At 58.7% G+C, this 18,693-nt stretch carries 20 protein-coding genes; 10 read left to right on the forward strand and 10 right to left on the reverse strand.

Features of this window, described 5'->3' with window-relative positions; genetic code table 11:
• Window positions 1–21 precede the first annotated feature (21 nt).
• Window positions 22–252 carry a hypothetical protein gene (locus NDJ82_RS12630; RefSeq protein ID WP_112195335.1) on the forward strand — a complete coding sequence of 77 codons (231 nt, stop codon included), beginning with the start codon at window positions 22–24 and terminating at the stop codon, window positions 250–252.
• 7 nt (window positions 253–259) lie between these two features.
• Here the strand turns inward: NDJ82_RS12630 and NDJ82_RS12635 are convergent, their stop codons facing one another.
• Together NDJ82_RS12635 and NDJ82_RS12640 are read right to left on the reverse strand one after the other, a co-directional pair.
• Window positions 260–541, reverse strand: coding sequence for a hypothetical protein (locus NDJ82_RS12635; protein ID WP_032885705.1), 282 nt, complete (start codon window positions 539–541; stop codon window positions 260–262).
• A 141-nt stretch (window positions 542–682) separates the two neighbouring features.
• On the reverse strand, window positions 683–868 hold the full coding sequence (locus tag NDJ82_RS12640; protein WP_003191311.1) for a hypothetical protein: 186 nt from the start codon (window positions 866–868) through the stop codon (window positions 683–685).
• Between the two features lie 310 nt (window positions 869–1,178).
• Between NDJ82_RS12640 and galU the strand changes: the two genes are divergently transcribed.
• Together galU and gorA are read left to right on the forward strand one after the other, a co-directional pair.
• Window positions 1,179–2,018: a UTP--glucose-1-phosphate uridylyltransferase GalU gene (galU, locus tag NDJ82_RS12645; RefSeq protein ID WP_003212579.1), complete on the forward strand. Its 840-nt coding sequence runs from the start codon at window positions 1,179–1,181 to the stop codon at window positions 2,016–2,018.
• A gap of 98 nt (window positions 2,019–2,116) precedes the next feature.
• Complete coding sequence (gene gorA, locus NDJ82_RS12650; RefSeq protein ID WP_191947844.1) at window positions 2,117–3,475, forward strand: glutathione-disulfide reductase; 1,359 nt, start codon at window positions 2,117–2,119, stop codon at window positions 3,473–3,475.
• Here gorA and NDJ82_RS12655 read toward each other — a convergent pair whose 3' ends face one another.
• Entirely contained in the window at window positions 3,476–4,483 is a 1,008-nt protein-coding gene (locus tag NDJ82_RS12655; RefSeq protein WP_250925611.1) for a DNA-binding protein, read from the reverse strand.
• Between the two features lie 170 nt (window positions 4,484–4,653).
• On the opposite strand from NDJ82_RS12655, the gene NDJ82_RS12660 reads away from it, so the two are divergent.
• From NDJ82_RS12660 to ahpF, 3 genes are all read left to right on the forward strand, one after another.
• A complete protein-coding gene (locus NDJ82_RS12660) occupies window positions 4,654–5,586 on the forward strand; it encodes a site-specific integrase (protein ID WP_250925612.1) in 933 nt (310 codons plus the stop codon).
• 133 nt (window positions 5,587–5,719) lie between these two features.
• A complete protein-coding gene (gene ahpC, locus NDJ82_RS12665; RefSeq protein WP_010210361.1) occupies window positions 5,720–6,283 on the forward strand; it encodes an alkyl hydroperoxide reductase subunit C in 564 nt (187 codons plus the stop codon).
• Between the two features lie 123 nt (window positions 6,284–6,406).
• Window positions 6,407–7,972 (forward strand): alkyl hydroperoxide reductase subunit F, encoded by a 1,566-nt coding sequence (gene ahpF / locus NDJ82_RS12670; RefSeq protein ID WP_250925613.1) that lies wholly within the window; start codon window positions 6,407–6,409, stop codon window positions 7,970–7,972.
• 52 nt (window positions 7,973–8,024) lie between these two features.
• Here the strand turns inward: ahpF and gloA are convergent, their stop codons facing one another.
• Window positions 8,025–8,546 carry a lactoylglutathione lyase gene (gene gloA / locus NDJ82_RS12675; protein WP_112195327.1) on the reverse strand — a complete coding sequence of 174 codons (522 nt, stop codon included), beginning with the start codon at window positions 8,544–8,546 and terminating at the stop codon, window positions 8,025–8,027.
• A gap of 198 nt (window positions 8,547–8,744) precedes the next feature.
• On the opposite strand from gloA, the gene NDJ82_RS12680 reads away from it, so the two are divergent.
• Window positions 8,745–9,281, forward strand: coding sequence for a DUF4946 domain-containing protein (locus NDJ82_RS12680; protein ID WP_099583031.1), 537 nt, complete (start codon window positions 8,745–8,747; stop codon window positions 9,279–9,281).
• Between the two features lie 111 nt (window positions 9,282–9,392).
• Here the strand turns inward: NDJ82_RS12680 and NDJ82_RS12685 are convergent, their stop codons facing one another.
• The 3 genes from NDJ82_RS12685 to NDJ82_RS12695 all read right to left on the reverse strand — a co-directional run bounded on the left by NDJ82_RS12685 (window position 9,393) and on the right by NDJ82_RS12695 (window position 12,455).
• Window positions 9,393–9,758, reverse strand: coding sequence for a histone-like nucleoid-structuring protein, MvaT/MvaU family (locus NDJ82_RS12685; RefSeq protein WP_032885697.1), 366 nt, complete (start codon window positions 9,756–9,758; stop codon window positions 9,393–9,395).
• 197 nt (window positions 9,759–9,955) lie between these two features.
• Complete coding sequence (locus NDJ82_RS12690) at window positions 9,956–11,497, reverse strand: EAL domain-containing protein (RefSeq protein WP_250925614.1); 1,542 nt, start codon at window positions 11,495–11,497, stop codon at window positions 9,956–9,958.
• 52 nt (window positions 11,498–11,549) lie between these two features.
• Window positions 11,550–12,455: a LysR family transcriptional regulator gene (locus tag NDJ82_RS12695; protein WP_158878266.1), complete on the reverse strand. Its 906-nt coding sequence runs from the start codon at window positions 12,453–12,455 to the stop codon at window positions 11,550–11,552.
• Window positions 12,456–12,531: 76 nt separating this feature from the next.
• Between NDJ82_RS12695 and NDJ82_RS12700 the strand changes: the two genes are divergently transcribed.
• Window positions 12,532–13,455 (forward strand): DMT family transporter, encoded by a 924-nt coding sequence (locus tag NDJ82_RS12700; RefSeq protein WP_250925615.1) that lies wholly within the window; start codon window positions 12,532–12,534, stop codon window positions 13,453–13,455.
• Between the two features lie 243 nt (window positions 13,456–13,698).
• The gene (gene hppD / locus NDJ82_RS12705; RefSeq protein ID WP_099583027.1) at window positions 13,699–14,775 is read left to right on the forward strand and encodes a 4-hydroxyphenylpyruvate dioxygenase; all 1,077 of its coding nucleotides are present in this window, start codon (window positions 13,699–13,701) and stop codon (window positions 14,773–14,775) included.
• A 54-nt stretch (window positions 14,776–14,829) separates the two neighbouring features.
• Here hppD and rarD read toward each other — a convergent pair whose 3' ends face one another.
• The 3 genes from rarD to NDJ82_RS12720 all read right to left on the reverse strand — a co-directional run bounded on the left by rarD (window position 14,830) and on the right by NDJ82_RS12720 (window position 17,850).
• Complete coding sequence (gene rarD, locus NDJ82_RS12710; protein WP_250925616.1) at window positions 14,830–15,711, reverse strand: EamA family transporter RarD; 882 nt, start codon at window positions 15,709–15,711, stop codon at window positions 14,830–14,832.
• A gap of 144 nt (window positions 15,712–15,855) precedes the next feature.
• Complete coding sequence (locus NDJ82_RS12715; RefSeq protein WP_250925617.1) at window positions 15,856–16,866, reverse strand: aldo/keto reductase; 1,011 nt, start codon at window positions 16,864–16,866, stop codon at window positions 15,856–15,858.
• Between the two features lie 81 nt (window positions 16,867–16,947).
• The gene (locus tag NDJ82_RS12720; RefSeq protein WP_250925618.1) at window positions 16,948–17,850 is read right to left on the reverse strand and encodes a LysR family transcriptional regulator; all 903 of its coding nucleotides are present in this window, start codon (window positions 17,848–17,850) and stop codon (window positions 16,948–16,950) included.
• 101 nt (window positions 17,851–17,951) lie between these two features.
• Here NDJ82_RS12720 and NDJ82_RS12725 point away from each other — a divergent pair, with 101 nt between their 5' ends.
• Window positions 17,952–18,656 (forward strand): SDR family oxidoreductase, encoded by a 705-nt coding sequence (locus tag NDJ82_RS12725; protein WP_112195313.1) that lies wholly within the window; start codon window positions 17,952–17,954, stop codon window positions 18,654–18,656.
• The last annotated feature ends 37 nt before the right edge of the window (window positions 18,657–18,693 follow it).

Here is an 18,693-nt window from a genome sequence, read left to right on the forward strand (position 1 = left end):
TGCCCTTGTGGAAAACCAGATATGAAGCGTGAACACGTCAAAGCCCGGCAGGCCGAGGGGCAAATCTCGGCGACCCATATCATCCAGAATCCTGCCGACCTGGGCGAGTGGATCGTCTTTTTCAAGAAAAGCGGCGGACGCAGCTTTTTCCTGGTCGACGATCAGGACGAGGTTGAATCCTTCGCACGGCTGGATGAACTGACCGAGATCCTTCGGGAGCTAGGCATCAAGTTTGCCGAGATCCACTTGTAGTCTGCAGTTACTTGCAGACCACCACCACACTACGGTTTTTGAAATTGCCGACGTCCTGGCCCAAGGTCTTGTCGCTTTCTTTCAGCGATGGCGTGCCCTCTGTGCCAACGATGCGATAGCCGGTGCCGGCGCAGGAGGCATCGGCTTTTTCGTAGCAACTGGCCCAGGAGTTGGCTTCGCCTGAGCAGTCGATGGTCAAGCCCTGCTCGCCGTTTTTGAGGTAGACATCAGAAGTAGTGGTGCAGCCGGCAAGTGCCAGTACCGCAGTCAGTGCCAGAAGTTTGTTCATAGTGTTCGTCATCGAGGGTGTGGGAGGGGCGCTGACACTGTCGTGGGGCGTTTTCGGCAGATTATAGCGAACTGCCATCTAGGTACAGACAAACACAAAAAAGCCCCGTCAATCGGGGCTTTTTGCGCAGTGCCTGCAGGCTTACTTGGTCTTCGGCCGTTTGCTCGACGCGTGGCCCGCTTCATCCACAAACACTTCGGCTACGGCAATCGCCATGCTTTCTGTCTCGAAAACACCCGCGACGCTGTCCCCGTGGAAGTTGATCAAGTGCCAGCCGTCTGCTCGCTTGGTGATCAGGTAGCCGTTCACGCCTTTGGGTTCTGACATCTATTAACAATCTCGTGGTCTGGTTCAAGGGCACCATGATAGCGCCAAATGTCGCGGCGCCGCGCAAGTAATTCCAAGTGAGTGTGCCTGGCCGAAAAGCGTGCTAAAAGGGTTTCAGCCCTTTTAAACATAGGGGCAAGGTTGTTTTTTGTCGTGTCGGTGCACAGGTTCTTCGTAAGATAAGTGGAACTTACGCCGACATTTTTTCTCTATGTTGACATCGCAACGCCAGCAGGACCCATTGTAAGGTGACTGCGGCGTGATTAGACTGCGCCGAATTCCGTACGCACAGCCCTTTGTAAGGACTTATATGATCAAGAAATGCTTGTTCCCAGCAGCCGGTTACGGCACTCGCTTCTTGCCAGCGACCAAGGCCATGCCTAAAGAGATGCTGCCGGTGGTAAACAAGCCACTGATTCAGTACGGCGTCGAAGAGGCATTGGATGCCGGTCTGAACGAAATCTCCATCGTCACCGGTCGTGGTAAGCGCGCACTGGAAGACCACTTCGACATCAGCTACGAGCTGGAAAACCAAATCAAGGGCACCGACAAGGAAAAATACCTGGTCGGTATCCGCAAGCTGCTGGACGAGTGCTCCTTCTCCTACACCCGTCAGACCCAGATGAAAGGCCTCGGCCACGCCATCCTGACCGGCCGCCCACTGATCGGTGACGAACCGTTCGCCGTGGTCCTCGCGGACGACCTGTGTGTGAACCTGGAAGGCGACGGCGTATTGACCCAGATGGTCAAGCTGTACCAGAAATACCGTTGCACCATCGTTGCGGTTCAAGAAGTAGACCCTCAAGAAACCAACAAGTACGGCGTGATCGCCGGCGACGACATTGGTGATGGCCTGATCCGCGTACGCGACATGGTTGAAAAACCAGCGCCTGAAGATGCACCGTCGAACCTGGCGATCATCGGTCGTTACATCCTGACTCCGGATATCTTCAAGCTGATCGAAGAAACCGAGCCAGGCAAGGGTGGCGAAATCCAGATCACCGACGCCCTGCTGAAGCAGGCCAAAGACGGCTGCGTGATCGCGTACAAGTTCAAGGGTCGTCGTTTTGACTGCGGTGGCGCCGAAGGCTACATCGAAGCAACCAACTTCTGCTACGAGCACTTCTACAAGACTGGCAAGGCTTACTGATTCACGCTTGCCGCTGCTGAAAAGCCACCTTCGGGTGGCTTTTTCGTTTTTCGGTCCCATGTAAGTCGGTATGCTGATGTCCTGCCGAGGAGAGTGAAATGGCCTACGATTTTGATCTGTATGTAATTGGCGCCGGTTCTGGCGGTGTTCGTGCGGCGCGCTTTGCTGCGGGCTTTGGCGCCAAGGTGGCGGTGGCGGAAAGCCGCTACCTGGGCGGCACCTGCGTTAACGTGGGGTGCGTGCCGAAAAAGCTGTTGGTGTACGGCGCGCACTTTGCCGAAGATTTCGAGCAGGCCAGTGGCTTTGGCTGGTCCCTTGGGGAGGCGAATTTTGATTGGGTGACGCTGATCGCCAATAAAGATCGCGAGATCAATCGCCTCAATGGCATCTACCGTAACCTGCTGGTCAACAGCGGCGTGACCCTGCATGAGGGGCATGCGCGCCTGGTTGATCCGCATCAGGTGGAAATCAATGGCGAGCGTTTCACTGCCAAGCACATTCTGATCGCTACGGGCGGCTGGCCGCAGATTCCGGAGATTCCGGGGCGCGAACACGCTATTGGCTCCAATGAGGCCTTCTTCCTTAAAGAACTGCCCAAGCGTGTACTGGTGGTCGGTGGCGGTTATATCGCCGTCGAGTTCGCAGGTATTTTCCATGGCCTGGGCGCCCAGACCTCGCTGCTGTATCGCGGTGATCTGTTCCTGCGCGGTTTTGACGGTGCGGTGCGCAAGCACTTGCAGGAAGAACTGACCAAGCGCGGCCTGGACCTGCAATTCAACGCCGATATCGAACGTATTGAAAAACAAGCCGACGGCAGCCTCAAGGCCACCCTGAAAGACGGTCGTGTGCTGGAAACCGATTGTGTGTTCTATGCCACGGGGCGTCGTCCGATGCTGGATAACCTGGGGTTGGAAAACACCGGCGTCACGCTCGATGAGCGCGGTTTTGTGCAGGTCAATGACCTTTACGAAACCAGCGAAGCGTCGATCCTGGCCATTGGTGATGTGATCGGTCGCGTGCAGTTGACGCCCGTGGCGCTGGCCGAAGGCATGGCTGTGGCGCGTCGCCTGTTCAAGCCTGAGCAGTATCGCCCGGTGGATTACGCAATGATCCCGACAGCGGTATTCAGCTTGCCAAATATCGGCACTGTCGGCTTGACGGAAGAAGAGGCGAAGAAGGGCGGCCATAACGTGCAGATCTTCGAAAGCCGTTTCCGGCCGATGAAGTTGACCCTGACAGATTGCCAGGAGAAAACCCTGATGAAGTTGGTGGTCGATGCCGACACCGACAAGGTGCTGGGTTGCCATATGGTCGGCCCGGACGCGGGTGAAATCGTCCAGGGCCTCGCGATCGCGCTCAAGGCGGGCGCCACCAAGCGTCACTTCGACGAAACCATCGGTGTGCACCCTACGGCGGCGGAAGAGTTCGTCACCATGCGCACGCCTGTGGCGGACTGATCAGTCCTCTGGCGTTGCCTCTGGCGCCGCTGCAACGGCGGCGGCCAGGCGCAATGCCTCGATACTGGCCTGGGCCTTGATCAGGTCCAGTTCCAGGGTTTTGTTGGTGTTCTGGTGTTCGGTCAACGCTTCCTGGCGTGATTGGCTCTCCAGCACCGCCACCCGCAGACGCTCCTGAAGCAGGGTGCGCTCGTTGTCGATTTGAATCAGCTGTTCGCTCAGCTTCAGTTGCTGGGCCTGGTCCTTGCGGTTTTGCTCCTGCAGCGCCGTCAATTCCTTCGCCGTCACCCGATGCTCGATCAGTAAACGCTCGTTGTCGCGATGCAGTTGAGTGATCTCATCCTGGCGCACCATGGCGCTTTGCTGAGCCTGGCGCAGTTCTGCCTGGACCTGCTGCAGTTGGCCTTCATGGCGACGCTGTTCCTGCTCGCGCTGCTCCTTGATCGCATTACGGTAATGCTCCAGCGCGTCGCGGGCGTGCAGGTGCTTTTCTTCCAGGGAGCGAATCTGTTCGTCCTTGTCGTTGATCCTCAGTTCGTAATCACTGCACGCCTGGCTTAGTCCGGCATTACGAGTCTGCTCGGTCTGCAAACTGGTGCTGGCCGTTTGCAGCGCGGCGCTTTCTTCTGCCAGCGCGGCCGCCTGGATAGCGAATTGCTGCGTGAGTTGGCCGTGGGCCTCTTCAAGGGCTTCGACCTGGGCGAGCAGGGCGGACTTCTGTTGTTCGAACCGCGCCTGGGCCAGATCAATCGGCTCTTGGGCCTTCTCTTTCAAGCGCTGCGCCAATCGCGAAACCAGTTCACCCAGCTCGTCGTCAATGGGCGCTTCGGTGATGGTGACGCGGGTTTCGCTGTCGTCCAGCTCCTTCAGATAGCGGTGGATCGTGGTTTTCGAGCCGGTATTGCCCATTTCGATGCGCACGGCGTCGATGCTGGGGTTTTCGCCGCGGGCAAGGATCGCCAGGCGTGCCGTTTGAACTACTGCTTTGTTAATGCCGCCGCGAGCCATGGGGTCTCCGTCGATTTAGTACTGTGGTACGTGGTATGTATTTACGTACTGTAACACGAATTTAACCTTGTAAAAAATCACGATTCAACAGATGGGATATTGGCGTATTATCCCGTGTCATGCGCATTTGACGCGCTGAAACACCCCTCAGCAGTACGAATAGGCAACCTATGAGCGATCTGGATCGTTATCTCAACGCCGCCACCCGCGATAACACCCGCCGCAGCTACCGCGCCGCGATCGAGCACTTCGAAGTCAGCTGGGGCGGGTTTCTGCCGGCCACCAGCGACAGCGTGGCGCGCTACCTGGTGGCCCATGCGGGCGTGCTTGCGATCAACACCCTGAAACTGCGGCTCTCAGCGCTGGCGCAGTGGCACACCAGCCAGGGCTTTCCCGACCCGACCAAGGCGCCGGTGGTGCGCAAAGTGCTCAAGGGGATTCGCGCCGTGCATCCGGCACAGGAGAAGCAGGCCGAGCCGTTGCAGCTCAAGCATCTGGAGCAGGTGGTCGCTTCGCTTGAAGCTGAAGCTCAGGAGGCAACCCTCGCGTGCGATCAACCGCGCCTGCTGCGGGCCAAGCGCGACATCGCGTTAATCCTGCTCGGCTTCTGGCGTGGCTTTCGCAGCGATGAGTTGTGTCGAGTGAGTATCGAACACGTTCAGGCCACGCCCGGAACCGGCATCAGTCTGTATCTTGCGCGCAGCAAAAGTGACCGCGACAACCTTGGCAAGACTTATCACACGCCGGCGCTGTTGCGCCTGTGTCCGGTGCAGGCCTACAGCGAGTGGCTCAGCGCATCGGCCCTGGTGCGCGGCCCGGTGTTCCGCAGCATTGACCGTTGGGGCAACCTGGGCGAGGAGGGCTTGCACCCCAACAGTGTGATCCCGTTATTGCGCCAGGCGCTGGAGCGAGCGGGCATCCCCGCCGAGCAGTACACCAGCCACTCCTTGCGCCGAGGCTTTGCCACCTGGGCCCATCGCAGCGGCTGGGATTTGAAGTCGTTGATGAGTTACGTCGGCTGGAGCGACATGAAATCCGCCATGCGCTATGTTGAAGCGACGCCCTTTCTTGGCATGACCTTGGCCACTCAACCGCTGCTTTAAGATTTCTTCTATTAATACAGCCACCTGATAGGGAAAACCAATCGTCAGCATCAGGTTTGCCAATGAGCCATCGCCAGAAAGAATGGGTAGGATTCATCTCATCAACTTCTTAACCCCTGACGGAGAGTCAACGATGCCTATCATCAACAGCCAAGTAAAACCGTTCAAAGCTACCGCATACAAAAACGGCAACTTCGTAGATGTGTCTGACGCTGACCTGAAAGGCAAGTGGTCCGTTGTGTTCTTCTACCCAGCCGACTTCACCTTCGTTTGCCCAACCGAACTGGAAGACCTGGCTGACAACTACGCCGAATTCCAGAAACTGGGCGTCGAAATCTACAGCGTGTCGACCGACACCCACTTTGCCCACGCTGCCTGGCACAACACCTCGCCAGCTATCGGCAAGATCCAATACACCATGATCGGCGACCCAACCCTGACCATCTCCCGCAACTTCGACGTGCTGATCGAAGAAGCTGGCCTGGCGGATCGCGGTACTTTCGTGATCAACCCGGAAGGTCAGATCAAGATCGTTGAACTGAACGACGGCGGTGTTGGCCGTGACGCTTCCGAGCTGCTGCGCAAAATCAAGGCAGCCCAGTACGTCGCTGCCCACCCAGGCGAAGTGTGCCCAGCCAAGTGGAAAGAAGGCGAGGCTACCCTGGCTCCGTCCCTGGACCTGGTCGGCAAGATCTAAGTCTGTGAAGCATCAAGGGCGGGATTCCGCACCTACCCAGTAAGCTGCAACCGCCCTCAAAAACGCCCGGGCGAGATTCGCTCGGGCGTTTTTTTATACCCAGAATTAAAGGAAATCGCCCGTATGTTGGACGCCAATCTTAAAGCTCAGTTGAAGTCATACCTGGAACGGGTCACCCAGCCGATCGAGATCGTCGCCTCCCTCGATGACGGCGCGAAATCCCAGGAAATGCTTGCCCTTTTGCAGGACGTTACCAACCTCACCACGCTGATTACCCTGAAAAGCGATGGTGATGACGCGCGCAAGCCGTCGTTCTCCATCAACCGCCCGGGTGCCGATATCAGCCTGCGTTTCGCCGGTATCCCCATGGGCCATGAATTCACTTCGCTGGTGCTGGCCCTGCTGCAAGTCGGTGGCCACCCGTCGAAGGCCAGTGTCGAAGTGATTGAACAGATCCGTGCCCTTAAAGGCGAGTTCAGCTTCGAGACTTACTTCTCACTGTCATGCCAGAACTGCCCGGATGTGGTCCAGGCCCTGAACTTGATGGCTGTGCTCAACCCGAACATTCGTCACGTCGCCATCGACGGCGCGCTGTTCCAGGCTGAAGTCGATGAGCGCCAGGTCATGGCGGTGCCGAGCGTCTACTTGAATGGCGTGAACTTCGGCCAGGGCCGCATGGGCCTGGAAGAAATCCTCGCCAAGCTCGACACCAGCGGCATTGAAAAGGCCGCCGAAAAAATCAGCGCCAAAGATGCCTTTGATGTACTCGTGGTCGGTGGTGGCCCTGCCGGATCCGCAGCCGCCATTTACGCAGCGCGTAAAGGCATTCGCACCGGTGTTGCCGCCGAGCGTTTTGGTGGTCAGGTGCTGGACACCATGTCCATCGAGAACTTCATCTCGGTACAGGAAACCGAAGGGCCGAAACTGGCCAGTGCGCTGGAAGCCCATGTGCGTCAGTACGACGTGGATATCATGAATTTGCAGCGCGCCAGCAGCCTGGTCCCGGCAAAGAACCCCGGTGATCTGCACGAAATTCGTTTTGAAAGCGGTGCGACGCTCAAGTCCAAGACCGTGATCCTGGCCACCGGCGCCCGCTGGCGTGAAATGGGTGTGCCGGGCGAGCAGGAATACAAGGCCAAGGGCGTGTGCTTCTGCCCGCACTGCGACGGTCCGCTGTTCAAGGGCAAGCGCGTGGCCGTGATCGGTGGCGGTAACTCCGGCGTGGAAGCGGCCATCGATCTGGCCGGTATCGTCAGTCACGTCACCTTGCTGGAATTCGACAGCAAACTGCGTGCTGATGCGGTGCTGCAACGCAAGCTGTACAGCCTGCCAAACGTTGACGTCATCACCAGTGCGTTGACCAGTGAAGTCAAAGGCGATGGCCAGAAAGTCACCGGCTTGGCATACAAGGATCGCGACAGCGGCGAGTTCAAGACCATCGACCTGGAAGGGATCTTTGTACAGATCGGTTTGCTGCCCAACACCGACTGGCTCAAAGGCACCGTCGAGTTGACCCCGCGTGGCGAAATTATCGTTGATGCCCGTGGTGAAACTTCACTGCCAGGCGTGTTTGCCGCCGGTGACGTGACCACCGTGCCGTACAAGCAGATCGTGATTGCGGTAGGCGAGGGCGCCAAGGCTTCCCTGAGTGCTTTTGATCACCTGATCCGCACCTCCGCACCCGCGTAAATAAGCAGGCGCACATGAAAAACCCCATGAGTGATCATGGGGTTTTTTTTCGTTATAGCGGCGTGGGCTGGATAATCTCGACCCAGTACGCATCCGGGTCTTTGATGAAAGCCAGGCTTTTCATGCGGCCATCGGTCAGGCGCTTCTGGAAGTCGCAACCCAGCGCTTCGAAACGTTCGCACGCGGCGACGATATCCGGCACCGCGATGCAGATATGACCAAAACCACGCGGGTCAGTGTTGCCGTTGTGGTAGGCAAAATCGGCATCGTTTTCGGTGCCGTGGTTGTGGGTCAGTTCCAGGATGCCTGGGATCGACTTCATCCACTGGGTGCGCGCAGCGGCGTCGGCCGGGATCTGGGATTTGTCCACCAGGGCCAGGAAATACAGGCTGAATTCGGCTTCGGGGAAGTCACGTTTTTCAACCAGCGAGAAACCCAGCACGCGGGTGTAGAAGTCCAGGGACTTGGTGATGTCCTTGACCCGCAGCATGGTGTGGTTGAACACAAAGTTTTTGGTGGCGGTGTCTGGCTGGGCGGTGACGCCCGGGAAAGTGTTCAGTTCGTGCAGGCTCATGGGCCCTCCAGAAAAAAATGGGGCAAACGCGGCTCCCGTTGAGAGGAGCGTTCCCTTGGCTTGCGGCTGGCATCCGTGCAGCCGAGCCATGATACGCAAGGCCCGCCTGCGGCGCCAAATGAAAAAGGTCACGGGGGCCTTGCGACCGGCGGGCAGCGAGGCTCACACTTTGGCCCTTGAACCTTGGGTGTTTTTCGCATGATCGAATGTCGTAGACCGCTGTTGAGCGCTGTGTGGTTGCTGTTGGCCAGTCCTTTCGTCTTGGCGGCAGATCCGGAAATTCACTGGCCCAGCGGCTGGCAAGTCGAGGAGGTGGTGCCTGACGGTGAAACGCCACCAACGCCGCAGCCGGTTTCGCGTCAGCGTGCAATCAAGAACGATGAAAACGGCAACACACTGATGGTCATGGAGTTGACGGCCACGCCGACCGAGGCTGGCCATAACGTTAATCTTCAGGGCGTGTTGCTGGAAATGCGCAAGTCCATTCAAAAGGATTTTGCCCAGAGCGGCTACCAAAGTGTCTGCAGCAAAATGCACCCGACAACATTGAGCCGTCTTGACGCGGTGGAAACTACCTGTGTGATTACCGAGAATGGACGGCACCTGCTTTCACAAACATTGGTGGGGGCTGTTGATACCGATAAAGCCTATGTTTTTTCATACGCCGGTCAAGCCGATGCTTACGAAGCGAGCAAGGATGAAGTCCGTTCCGTACGTGATAGCCTCAAACTTTAAGTGCGTTTAGCACGTCGAATTTGAACAAAATGAAATGTTATTTAAGTTCGGTTTCGAACCCTGGAATAAAAAAGCCCCGCTGATGCGGGGCTCTTTGTTAGTGCGCTGTAATCAGCCGCGAAGCCAGGAATCTACAGTGGCGGCGCCATACTGTTCTTTCCAGGCCTTGAGGCCGCGGTGGTTGCCGCCCTTGGTTTCGATCAGTTCGCCGGTGTGCGGGTTGTGGTAAACCTTGACCACACGTGCACGGCGTTGTTTTGGTGCATTGGCTGCAGCAGCACTGGCCTTGCCCGGGTTTGGATCAAGGATCAGGATGATGTCGCGCAGGCCCTTGCCGTAGGTTTTCATCAGCCCTTGAAGTTTTTCTTCGAATTCGATTTCTTTCTTCAGGCCAGCATCGTTCTTCAGGGATTCCAGCTGGGCAAGCTGCTCTTGAAGGGCTTTTTCTGCTGCGCGAAATTCGGCGAGTCTGGACAAAATCTGTACTCCAATAGTGTAGTTGGCTGATATCAACTGAAGACAAAGCTACTAGCCAATAGCGTTAAGGCGACTCAAAGAGGACGTCGTCCTGCGAGTTCTGCACAGGCAAGAAAAATTGTAGTAGTTAATCTGCCGCGAGTAAATCATGTCTTTTGTCTTATTAACATATTTCAACGCCGCTAGTGCATGGCTATTCAATGGCTGGCCAGGTTTTTAATGAATTCATCGCTGGGTAATGGCTTGCCAAACAGATAGCCCTGTAGGAAATCTACGCCATGAGCGGCCAAGTACTCGCATTGTTCAGCCGTTTCCACGCCTTCTGCGACGATGCCCAGATCCAGTTTGCCGGACAATTCTATGATGCTGTCCAAGATATGCCTCGACAGTGCGTCTGCGCCAATCATGGCGACAAAACTCTGGTCGATTTTCAAGTAGTCCACATTGAAGTTGCGCAAGTAACCCAGGCTGGAGTGGCCGGTGCCGAAGTCATCGATGGCAATCATCACGCCCAGTTGGTGCAAGGCGTCGAACAGGCGGCGGGTGATATCGGTGGGCTCAATCAGCTCGCGCTCGGTCAGCTCCAGTACCAGGGTTACCTGGCCCGGTGCGAAGGCGGCGAGAAACTCACGGCAATCGTCCACCAATGTGAGGTCGAGGCAATGGCGCGCCGTGATGTTCACGCCGATATGGAAACCCGGGCTTAACCGCGCCGCATGGGGCGCCAACTGGGCCGCCGTCTGGCGCAGCAGGGCGCGGGTCATCGGCACGATCAGGCCGGAATGTTCGGCCAGTGGGATAAACAGATCGGGGCGCACCAAACCTTCCTTGGGGTGCTGCCAGCGCATGAGCACTTCACAGCCGGCCCATTCGCGACTGTCGCCGCGTACCACCGGCTGAAAGTACGGGATGAACTCATTGGCACCCAAGGCTCTTCGCAGTTCATGGGTCGGCGCCGAAGCGCGTTTTTGCAGCCAATGGGCGAGCACGCCTGCCAACACGCCAAAGAACACGACCAAGCTGAAAATCGCACGATACCGCACCTGCATGTACCGCCAGACCTCGCCGTCCGGCATGCCGGCGTCGACACTGTAGCCATAGCGCTGGGAGGCCAGGTGATGATGGGCCACGGCAAATGGCGGGACTGCAGAGGAATGAACCTTGCCGTCGGCATCCAGCCAGTTGGGCCCCACTTGCAGGACCAGCTGCGCATAGCGGCTGATCAGGCGCAAAGCGTTAGTCAGGTGGTAGCCGTCAACCGACGCAAACGCACCTTGGTCGCCGTCCACCAGTCGGTACACCAGTAAAGCCGTATCCGGCGTCACCGGGTTGCCATTCATCAGCCAGAGTCGACCCTCCACATAGTCGTCGGGGTTCACGGGGGATTCGTAGTCGCTGCCGAACAGTGAGCTGCAATAGATGTTCTTCTGCCAGGACAACGTCGTGGCCCGCACAAATGGCCGCCGTGTGACCTGTTCACGCAGGGCCAATTGCGCGCCGTTGTCACAGGGCTGGCCGGCCAACGGCAGCAAGGCCTGGGCGGCGAGGGCGGTGTTGTCGAGCATCAGGTCGAATTGGCGCACGGCTTCTTCAGCCGTTTGCGCCGTGCTCTGCTCAAGGGTGCGTTCGGCTTGCCAATACAGGATGACCACGCCGAGCAGGATCGGCGCGAGCCCACACAAGGCGCTGATCGAGTAGCGGACGAATGGCTTTCGCGGGCCTTTGACGGTGAGAGGCATGAGTTCTGCAGCCTGTTGCGGAGTAGGAAGTGCGCCGGCAGGCCGGTCAGTATTATTTCGATAATAGATGGCTCGGTGGACAATTGCTTGTCTTGCCAGCGCGTTGAGCAATCTCGATAAACGCCAGGGCGGCGGGTGACGACTGGCGACGGTCAAGCACCGCCAGGCCAATCTGGCGCGGTACTCGGGGAGATAACGGCCGTTTTACATAGCGCGGGTCGTCCCGTTGCGGCAACGATGCCTCGGCCACGATGCTCAGCCCGTCGCCGCGACTGACGGCTTCCAGGGTGCTCAGCAGTTGGGCGCAGCGATAGCGCACCTTGGGCCGTAATTGGGCCGCATCGAAGAGTCTGGAGACCAGCTCCGAGGAGCCTGCTTCGGTGAGAATGAAGGGATCGTCGCACAGATCCTGCAAGGTCAGGGCGTTGCGTGCGGCCAATGGATGCTCGGCGGGCAGCAACGCAACCATCTGGTCCTCGAACAAGGCGAAGGTGTCAAAGCGTTCCTGCTCCAGCACCACAAAGCCCACATCGATCCGCCGCTCATCCAGCCACTGCAGCACCTGGCGGTCGGGGCCTTCGTCCACATGAACCTCAATCCCCGGATAGGCAGCACGAAACTGGCTAAGGATGCCGGGCAGCAGGCGAATCGACGCCGTGGGCCCGAACGAGCCGATGCGCAGGGTGCCGCGCTTCATGCCGCGGGCGTCGGCAGCTTCCTGTTGCAGTGTATTGGCCAGACCCAGCATTGCGCGGGCGCGGCCGAGCAATTGCAGGCCGATCTCGCTCGGTTCCACCAGGCTTTGATGGCGCCGGAACAGCTCGACGCCCAGCTCTTGCTCCAAGGCCTTGATGGCGTGGGACACCGCCGACTGGCTGATGCCCAGCCGGTGTGCGGCGCTGGTGAAGCCTTGCAGCTCGGCTACCAGCGAAAAGATTTCAAGTTGGGTCAGGGTCATGAGCGAACACTCATTTTACGATGATTAATCATTAGCAGAAGAATACCCCAGATCGCCTGCCACTTGAGCCCACCCAATGAGCCCCACTTCGGATCGCCTGACCTATTGCAAACTCGCCGCCGTCACCATGATCTGGGGGGGCACCTTTGTCGCCGGGCGTTACTTGGCCGATCAGGTCAACCCGCTGCTGGCCGCCAGCCTGCGGTTTATCCTGGCGAGCCTGGCATTGCTGCTGTTCATGGCCTTTGCGCGCGTCCGCCTGGCTCGCCCGAGCCCACGGCAATTTGCGCAATTGACGGTGCTGGGCTTCTTCGGGATTTTTTTCTACAACCTGTGTTTCTTTTATGGGCTGCAGTACATCAATGCGTCACGGGCGTCGTTGATCGTGGCCCTGAACCCGGCGGTGATTGGCCTCGCGTCGTGGTTGCTGTTCAAAGAGCACCTGAGTTGCACCAAGGTTGCTGGGATCGCGTTGTGCCTGGCGGGCGCGGCCGCTGTGATTGTCAGTCGCAACCCTGGGCTGATGCAGGCAGGCGTCGACAGTTGGCGGGGTGACTTGCTGATCCTTGGATGTGTAGCGGCGTGGGGCATATATTCATTGGCTTCCCGTGGGCTGAACGCAAGCCTGGGACCGCTGCAGACCGTTACCTGGTCGGTGTTGCTGGGGACGGTGATGTTGACCGCGACTGCCGCGGTATCAGGAAGCTTCACGGTTGAAGCACTCACCAGCCTGGGGCTGTCACAGTTGTTGAGCCTGCTGTACCTGGGCGTGCTCGGCTCGGCGCTGGCCTATATCGGTTATTACGACGGCATCCGCCGGATCGGCCCGACGCGTTCCGGCGTATTTATCGCCCTCAACCCGCTGACAGCCGTGCTGTGCGGAGCCTTGTTGCTGGGTGAGCAGCTGACCTTGCCCATGCTGATCGGTGGCGCCGTGATTCTGTCCGGCATTTACCTGTGCAACAAACCCCTTGCACGGGCCGGGGCAATAGGGATTTGATGAAGACTACGGACAAACACTGTTACGCTGTGTAGAATCGATTTACGCATACAAGAATAAGGGCTTGCGCTCACGCAAGCCTCAGCCGTCAGAGACTGATGTAACCATGAAGCGACTCGGCTCCCCCCTCATCTTTGGTGACTTCCTCGCCCGCAGCGTGCGAGGCCTTTCCTGTGCGCCACCTTGCTGCCTCATCCTTGCTGCTAATTGACCTTCGTTAATCACAAGAATGAGGCGCCGAACATGGCCGACCAATACGAAAACCCAATGGGCCTGATGGGCTTTGAATTTATCGAATTCGCATCGCCGACCCCAGGCACTCTGGAGCCGATCTTCGAGATCATGGGCTTCAGCAAAGTCGCGACCCACCGTTCCAAGAATGTGCACCTGTACCGCCAGGGCGAGATCAACCTGATCCTCAACAACGAACCCAACAGCATCGCCTCGTATTTCGCGGCGGAGCATGGCCCGTCGGTGTGCGGCATGGCGTTCCGGGTCAAGGATTCGCAACAAGCCTATACCCGCGCACTGGAGCTGGGCGCCCAGCCAATCCACATTGAAACCGGGCCGATGGAGCTGAACCTGCCGGCAATCAAAGGCATTGGCGGCGCGCCGTTGTATTTGATCGACCGCTTTGGTGAAGGCAGCTCGATCTACGACATCGATTTTGTCTACCTGGAAGGTGTGGAACGCAATCCACAAGGCGCAGGCCTCAAGGTCATCGACCACCTGACCCATAACGTCTATCGCGGGCGCATGGCCTACTGGGCCAACTTCTACGAGAAGTTGTTCAACTTCCGCGAGGCGCGCTACTTCGATATCAAGGGCGAATACACCGGGCTGACTTCCAAGGCCATGAGCGCACCGGACGGTATGATCCGCATCCCGCTCAACGAGGAATCGTCCAAGGGTGCCGGTCAGATTGAAGAGTTCCTGATGCAGTTCAACGGCGAAGGCATCCAGCACGTGGCATTCCTCACCGACGACCTGGTCAAGACCTGGGACGCGTTGAAGAAGATCGGCATGCGCTTCATGACCGCGCCGCCGGACACCTACTACGAAATGCTCGAAGGTCGCCTGCCGAACCACGGCGAGCCGGTGGACCAGTTGCAAGCACGCGGGATCCTGCTCGACGGCTCATCCATCGAAGGTGACAAGCGCCTGCTGCTGCAGATCTTCTCGGAAACCCTGATGGGCCCGGTGTTCTTCGAATTCATCCAGCGCAAAGGTGATGATGGATTTGGCGAAGGTAATTTCAAGGCGCTGTTCGAGTCCATCGAGCGTGACCAGGTGCGTCGCGGTGTATTGACCACCGATTAAGCGTAAAAAAGCCCGGCCGAGGTTTCCCCGGCCGGGCTTTTTATCGCCTGTGAATCAGGCGCGGCGCTGACGCACCAGATGTTTGAAGCCTTCGAACACCAGCACCATCACTGCAATCCAGATCGGAATGTAGGTCAGCCATTCACCCGGCTTGATCCCTTCACCCAACAGCAGTGCCACCACCAGCAACAGCACCGGCTCGACATAACTGAGCAGCCCGAACAGGCTGAACGCCAGCAAACGGCTGGCGATGATGTAGCTCACCAATGCCGACGCGCTGATCAGGCCCAATATGGGAATCAATGCGTACAGTTTCGGGTGCACATCCATCACCGCAAACCCCTGCTCGCCGCTTTGCACGAACCACCAGGCCACCGGCAGCATCAGCGCCATATCCAGCCAGAGCCCGCCCAGGTTATCGGTCTTGAGGTACTTGCGTACGATGAAGTACAGCGGGTAACCAATGATCACCACCAGCGTCGCCCAGGAAAAACCACCGGCCTGGTATAGCTCGTTGAGCACCCCGAGGCCGGCAAAAAACACCGCGATTTTTTGCAGGTAGGAGAGCTGCTCACCCCAGACCAGGCGCCCGGTCAGCACCATGGTCAGTGGCAGCAGGAAGTAACCCACCGACACATCCAGGCTGCGCCCGTTCAGCGGTGCCCACATGAACAACCACAGCTGAACGCCCAGCAATGCCGAAGACAACACGACGCCTGCGATCAATCGTGGCTTGGCCGCCAGTAGCCGCAGCAATTCCAATACGCGCCGCCATTCGCCGCTGACGATCATGAACACCGTCATGCACGGCACGGTCAGCAGCATGCGCCAGCCGAAAATCTCCAGGCCGCTCAACGGTGTGAGCAATGATGTGAAGTAATACATCACGGCAAACAACACCGAGGCCGAGACCGATAACACAACACCTTTAGACACGCTGTCCTCGCGAAAGCCGATTTGTACAAGAGAGGCGTGCATTATGGTGCTTACGGCGTGAAACGGCTGCTCTGTTTTGGGGCAAATGTTGGGAAATTTTCTCACACCACGGAATCGGCCTTGACTCCTGCGGCCATCCACCACCTACGATCGGGCAATGCGCCCCGAGACAAAGTGGCTCACATCGTTGAAGCCTGGCGTAGACGAGTGCCCCGGTGTCACCAACGAATCGATAAAAGCCTCATCCTCTGCGGTGATTTTCACGTCCAGTGCGCCGGTGTAGGCGTCCCACTGCGCCTCGGTACGTGGCCCGACAATCGTTGAACTCACCGCTGAGTTGTTCAGTACCCAGGCGATGGCAAACTCCACAATCCCCACGCCACGCCCTTGGGTGTATTGCTGAATCTGCTGGGCAATGCGCAGCGACTCCACGCGCCATTCGGTTTCCAGGATGCGCTTGTCCTGGCGTGCCGCCCGACTGCCCGGCTCTGGCGTGACGTCCGGCGCGTATTTACCGCTGAGCACGCCGCGTGCCAGCGGGCTGTACGGCACTACGCCCAGGCCATAGGCGGCAGCGGCGGTGATCTGCTCGACCTCGGCCTGACGGTTGACGATGTTGTACAGCGGCTGGCTGATCACCGGTTTGTCCACGCCCAGACGTTCGGCCACGCGGATCACCTCGGCAATGCGCCAGCCGCGATAGTTGGATAAGCCCCAGTAGCGGACCTTGCCCTGGCGGATCAAGTCGCCGATCGCAGAGATCGTCACGTCCAACGGGGTGTCGTGGTCTTCGCGGTGCAAGTAGTAGATGTCGAGGTAATCGGTGTCGAGTCGGGTCAGGCTGGCTTCGAGCGCATTGAAGATGCGTTTGCGGCTCAAGCCACTGCGGTTAGGCAAGCCGTCCGGCGGGCCGAAACCGACTTTGGTCGCCACCACCCAATCCTGGCGATGCCGGGCAATGGCTTCGCCGACCAGTTCTTCGGAGCGTCCGCCGGTGTACACGTCCGCCGTGTCGATAAAATTGATGCCCTGGTCCCAGGCCTTGTCGATGATGCGCAGCGAGTCCTCGGTAGGGGTCTGCTCGCCAAACATCATGGTGCCCAGGGTCAACGCGCTGACCTTCAAACCGGACTGGCCCAATGTGCGGTAAATCATGCATAGCTCCTTGCGGCTGTGAGACGGTCTCCATGCAATACCAGACTCAGAGGCTCTGGAACAAGCCCTGGGCATGTTTCTTCATTCGCTCAGCAACGCCTGACAACGCACCTGGAGAAACCGATGCAGCACTTTCACCCGCTCCGACACTTGCAGCCGGTGGGGGCACATCAAGTTGAACGGGGTGGGTTCGCCTTGCCAATCCGGCAACAGGTGCACCAGGCGACCTGCCTTGAGATCCCGAGCGATATCCAGGTTGGCTTTATAGGCGATGCCGTGGCCAGCCAAGGCCCAGCGCCGCACAATTTCACCGTCATCGCTCAGGTAATCGCCGGTCACGTCGACTTCCCGCAGTTCGCTGCCCTGGCGAAAGAACCACGTACTGTTGGCGCGCCCCTGTCGCATGTACCGCAGCGTGCTGTGTTGCGCCAATTGCGTGGGTGTCGTGGGGGTGCCATGGCGCGCGAGATACTCGGGGCTGGCGCAGGCAATACGCTGGTGATCGGGCACCACCGGCAGCGCCACCAGGCTGGAATCGCGAGGTACGCCGAAGCGCAGGGCGATGTCGACGGTGTCGCGGAACAGGTCGGCATTGCTGTCGTTGAGCAGCAGTTGCAGGCGGATGTTCGGGTGCTCCACCTTGAATGCGTCCAGCCAGCCCAGCACCACATTGCGCCCGAAATCCGAGGGTGCGGCTAATTGCAGTAAACCCGTCAACCCTTGGCTGTGCTGCCTCAGCGCCTGTTCACCGTCGGCCAGTGCGGCCAACGCTTCGCGCACGCTGTCGAGGTAGCGCTTGCCTTCCTCGGTCAGGCGCATGCTGCGGGTGGAGCGCGCCAGCAGGCGAATGCCCAGCCGGGTTTCCAGGCGTTTGAGGGCGATGCTGGCCGCCGCTGGCGTCAAACCCAGGCCGCGTGCGGCCGCGGACAGGCTGCCCGTATCGGCGGTGCGCACAAAGACTTCAAGGTCGAGGATTGAGCTCATTTGTAAAAATCCTTTAAAGATCTTGTCGTTTTACCGGGATTTTTCGTCGATTGCCAAGCTGGGAAGATGAACGCTCACTTTCTCACCCAGGATATCTCTCCATGACTTCTTCCCTCAGCGGTAAAACCGTCATCGTGATCGGCGGCAGCAGCGGCATTGGCGCGGCGGTGGCCAAGGCGGCGGTTGCGCGGGGTGCCCACGTGGTGCTGGCGGGCCGGCGCTTGTCCGCCGGCAGCGACAACGGCGTGCGCAGCGAACCGGTCGACGTGACGGACGCGACATCCCTGCAACGTCTGTTCGAAGGCGTCGGGCGCTTTGACCATCTGGTCTATACCTCAGGCCCCTCGGTGCGCGCCAAGCTCTTGATCGACACCGATCTGGACGAGGCCCAGGATAATTTCAACGTGAAACTCTGGGGCGCGTTGCGCGCGATCCAACTGGCGCTGCCGTTTCTCGACGAGCGCGGCAGCATCAGCCTGACCTCGGGGCAACTGGGGCGTAAGTGGGTGCCGGGGCAATTTATCAAGGTCGGTATCAATGCCGCGACCGAGGCACTGGGCAAGCAATTGGCCAAAGAGTTGGCACCGCGTCGGGTCAACGTGGTCAGCCCTGGGGTGATTGATACACCGGCGTATGCGGGGTTGGCTGAAGAGCAGCGGTTGGCGATGTTCGCCAAGGCGGGCGGTGCGTTGCCGGTTGGGCGGGTAGGGCAGGCCGAGGAGGTGGCGGCGGGGTATGTACTGGCCATGGAAAATGGCTATATGACCGGCAGCGTGATCGACATCGACGGCGGCGGATTGCTGTAGACAAAAACCGCGAGAACTCAGAGGACTCAATGTGGGA

This window comes from Pseudomonas sp. SR18, assembly GCF_023701505.1.
In the GTDB taxonomy this organism is placed as follows: domain Bacteria; phylum Pseudomonadota; class Gammaproteobacteria; order Pseudomonadales; family Pseudomonadaceae; genus Aquipseudomonas; species Aquipseudomonas cyclaminis.

Bases quoted from the DNA above. Each gene is read 5' to 3' on its own strand.
- hppD (WP_099583027.1), top strand. From the start codon at position 13,699: ATGGCCGACCAATACGAAAACCCAATGGGCCTGATGGGCTTTGAATTT.
- NDJ82_RS12690 (WP_250925614.1), bottom strand. From the start codon at position 11,497: ATGCCTCTCACCGTCAAAGGCCCGCGAAAGCCATTCGTCCGCTACTCG.
- NDJ82_RS12725 (WP_112195313.1), top strand. From the start codon at position 17,952: ATGACTTCTTCCCTCAGCGGTAAAACCGTCATCGTGATCGGCGGCAGC.
- NDJ82_RS12640 (WP_003191311.1), bottom strand. From the start codon at position 868: ATGTCAGAACCCAAAGGCGTGAACGGCTACCTGATCACCAAGCGAGCA.
- gloA (WP_112195327.1), bottom strand. From the start codon at position 8,546: ATGAGCCTGCACGAACTGAACACTTTCCCGGGCGTCACCGCCCAGCCA.
- NDJ82_RS12695 (WP_158878266.1), bottom strand. From the start codon at position 12,455: ATGACCCTGACCCAACTTGAAATCTTTTCGCTGGTAGCCGAGCTGCAA.
- ahpF (WP_250925613.1), top strand. From the start codon at position 6,407: ATGTTGGACGCCAATCTTAAAGCTCAGTTGAAGTCATACCTGGAACGG.
- gorA (WP_191947844.1), top strand. From the start codon at position 2,117: ATGGCCTACGATTTTGATCTGTATGTAATTGGCGCCGGTTCTGGCGGT.
- galU (WP_003212579.1), top strand. From the start codon at position 1,179: ATGATCAAGAAATGCTTGTTCCCAGCAGCCGGTTACGGCACTCGCTTC.
- ahpC (WP_010210361.1), top strand. From the start codon at position 5,720: ATGCCTATCATCAACAGCCAAGTAAAACCGTTCAAAGCTACCGCATAC.
- NDJ82_RS12655 (WP_250925611.1), bottom strand. From the start codon at position 4,483: ATGGCTCGCGGCGGCATTAACAAAGCAGTAGTTCAAACGGCACGCCTG.
- NDJ82_RS12660 (WP_250925612.1), top strand. From the start codon at position 4,654: ATGAGCGATCTGGATCGTTATCTCAACGCCGCCACCCGCGATAACACC.
- NDJ82_RS12700 (WP_250925615.1), top strand. From the start codon at position 12,532: ATGAGCCCCACTTCGGATCGCCTGACCTATTGCAAACTCGCCGCCGTC.
- NDJ82_RS12715 (WP_250925617.1), bottom strand. From the start codon at position 16,866: ATGATTTACCGCACATTGGGCCAGTCCGGTTTGAAGGTCAGCGCGTTG.
- NDJ82_RS12720 (WP_250925618.1), bottom strand. From the start codon at position 17,850: ATGAGCTCAATCCTCGACCTTGAAGTCTTTGTGCGCACCGCCGATACG.
- NDJ82_RS12680 (WP_099583031.1), top strand. From the start codon at position 8,745: ATGATCGAATGTCGTAGACCGCTGTTGAGCGCTGTGTGGTTGCTGTTG.
- NDJ82_RS12630 (WP_112195335.1), top strand. From the start codon at position 22: ATGAAGCGTGAACACGTCAAAGCCCGGCAGGCCGAGGGGCAAATCTCG.
- NDJ82_RS12635 (WP_032885705.1), bottom strand. From the start codon at position 541: ATGAACAAACTTCTGGCACTGACTGCGGTACTGGCACTTGCCGGCTGC.